This is a genomic window from Clostridiales bacterium, assembly GCA_017961515.1.
In the GTDB taxonomy this organism is placed as follows: domain Bacteria; phylum Bacillota; class Clostridia; order Acetivibrionales; family RGIG10202; genus RGIG10202.
The window spans coordinates 1-1,998 of the sequence record JAGCXC010000054.1; the positions used below are offsets into that span (position 1 = coordinate 1).

At 32.0% G+C, this 1,998-nt stretch carries 3 protein-coding genes; all 3 read left to right on the forward strand.

Features of this window, described 5'->3' with window-relative positions:
- A partial coding sequence (locus J6Y29_04075) for a 50S ribosomal protein L11 methyltransferase (protein ID MBP5427049.1) occupies positions 1–515 on the forward strand: 515 nt, incomplete at its 5' end.
- Entirely contained in the window at positions 506–1,231 is a 726-nt protein-coding gene (locus J6Y29_04080) for a 16S rRNA (uracil(1498)-N(3))-methyltransferase (GenBank protein ID MBP5427050.1), read from the forward strand. The genes J6Y29_04075 and J6Y29_04080, both read left to right, overlap by 10 nt.
- Positions 1,221–1,998, forward strand: a 778-nt coding sequence (locus J6Y29_04085; GenBank protein MBP5427051.1) for a tRNA (N(6)-L-threonylcarbamoyladenosine(37)-C(2))-methylthiotransferase MtaB, incomplete at its 3' end; no start/stop codon positions are given. The genes J6Y29_04080 and J6Y29_04085, both read left to right, overlap by 11 nt.

Consider the following 1,998-nt stretch of genomic DNA (forward strand, 5'->3'; position numbering starts at 1 on the left):
AAAATGGCGAAAAGGTTATTAAATTAGACCCAGGATTAGCTTTTGGTCCAGGTTCTCATCCAACAACAAAACTTGTTTTAGTCTATTTCAAAGACTTTACAGGAAAAGATGTTATAGATATAGGATGCGGAAGCGGTATTTTAGGTATCGCTGCATCTTATTTGGGTGCAAAATCTGTTTATATGTGTGATATAGATCCACAAGCAGTTCAATCTACAAAATCTAATTTGCTCCTTAATGATGTAGATTTATCTACAATTGAAGTTGAGGAAGCTGATTTATTAAAGACAGATAGAAAGGCAGACGTCATTGTTTCTAATATGACAGCAGAAATTCTAAATAGACTTGCACCATACATAATGGATCATTTAAATCCACATGGCGAAGTTATTATTTCAGGAATTCTTGCAGATAGAGTTGATGAAGTAATAAAAAATTATGAGGCAATTGGATTAACGTTAGTCGAGGTTCAATCCGAAACCGAATGGAAAGGACTTAAATTTATATGGAAATAAAGAGATTTTTTGTAACTCCAGATTGTTTGGTAGATAATAAAATATATCTAACCGGGATGGCTTATAAACATCTTGGCTTAGTTCTTCGTGCTAAAGTTGGATATAAAGTAATTATCTGTTTAAATGATGGTAAAGAATACAATTGTACAATAGAAAAAATAGATGCTAACACTATAGTGTTAAATGTAGATAGTATAGTTGATGCAGATAAGAGAAATCATGAAGTCACACTCTTTGCTGCAATACTAAAAAATAGCAAATTAGATTATGTTGTACAAAAGGCAGTAGAACTTGGAGTTGCTCATTTCTATCCATTTATTTCTAATCGCTGTGCAGATAAAAAGTTTAATTTAGAAAGAGCAAGAGTAATTGCTCTTGAATCTGCTCAACAATGTGGTTCGTCCTTTTTAACAAATATATATGAACCAATAACTTTTGATGAAGTTATTAAAAAACAAAAAGAATATGATACTTCTTTAATTGCTTATGAGTGTGAAAACAAGGATGCAGTTAAAGATATTGATATAAAAGGCAATAATATTGCCTTAATCGTAGGCCCTGAGGGTGGCTTTGAACAAAAAGAAGTTCAAGATATAGTAAATGCTGGCGCTTGCTCTGTAACTCTTGGAAAACGTATTTTAAGAGCTGACACGGCAGGAATTGTGTTCCCAGCATTGGTTTTAAATCAAATAGGTGATCTAGATTATGAAGACTGATAAAAAGATATGTGTATTATCCTTGGGATGCAAGGTTAATCAATATGACTCTGAAGGCATAATGGCTCGCTTTTCAAAGCTAGGTTTTAGTGTTACAGATTCCTTATCTTTTGCAGATATTTATATTATAAATACTTGCGCAGTTACAAATGAGGCTGAACATAAATCCAGACAAATGATTTCTCGTGTTAAAAAGTATAATAAAGACGCAAAGATATATATTTGTGGATGCTCAACTCAGCATAATCCAGAACCATTTAAACAAGATGGAGTTGTCTGCGTTTTGGGGACAACTGGAAAAACAACAACCTTAGTTGATAAAGTCCTTGAAGATATAGAAAATGAAAATTTTGAACAAAAGAACTACATTTTATGCGAAGATTTAGCAATTTCTCGTGATTATGAAAATATAGATAGAACTTTATCTACAATGACAAGACATTATATTAAAGTTCAGGATGGTTGCGATAATTATTGCTCATATTGCTTGATTCCATACGTTAGAGGACATTGTAGAAGCCAAGCTATAGAAAATGTCGTGGATGAGTGTAAAAGAGCAGCAAAACTATCACGTGAGCTCATAATTATAGGAATTAATCTATCTGCATATGGAGTAGATATAAATTCATCTCTTAAAGACCTTATTATATCTTTAAAAGATATAGATGCAAGAATAACACTCGGATCTCTTGAGGTAAATGTAATTAATAGAGAATTTTTGGAAGCTACAAAACTACTTAAAAAATTCTGTCCTCATTTCCATTTAT

Excerpts from the sequence above, each read along its gene's own strand:
- J6Y29_04080 (MBP5427050.1), top strand. The coding sequence starts at position 506 with ATGGAAATAAAGAGATTTTTTGTAACTCCAGATTGTTTGGTAGATAAT.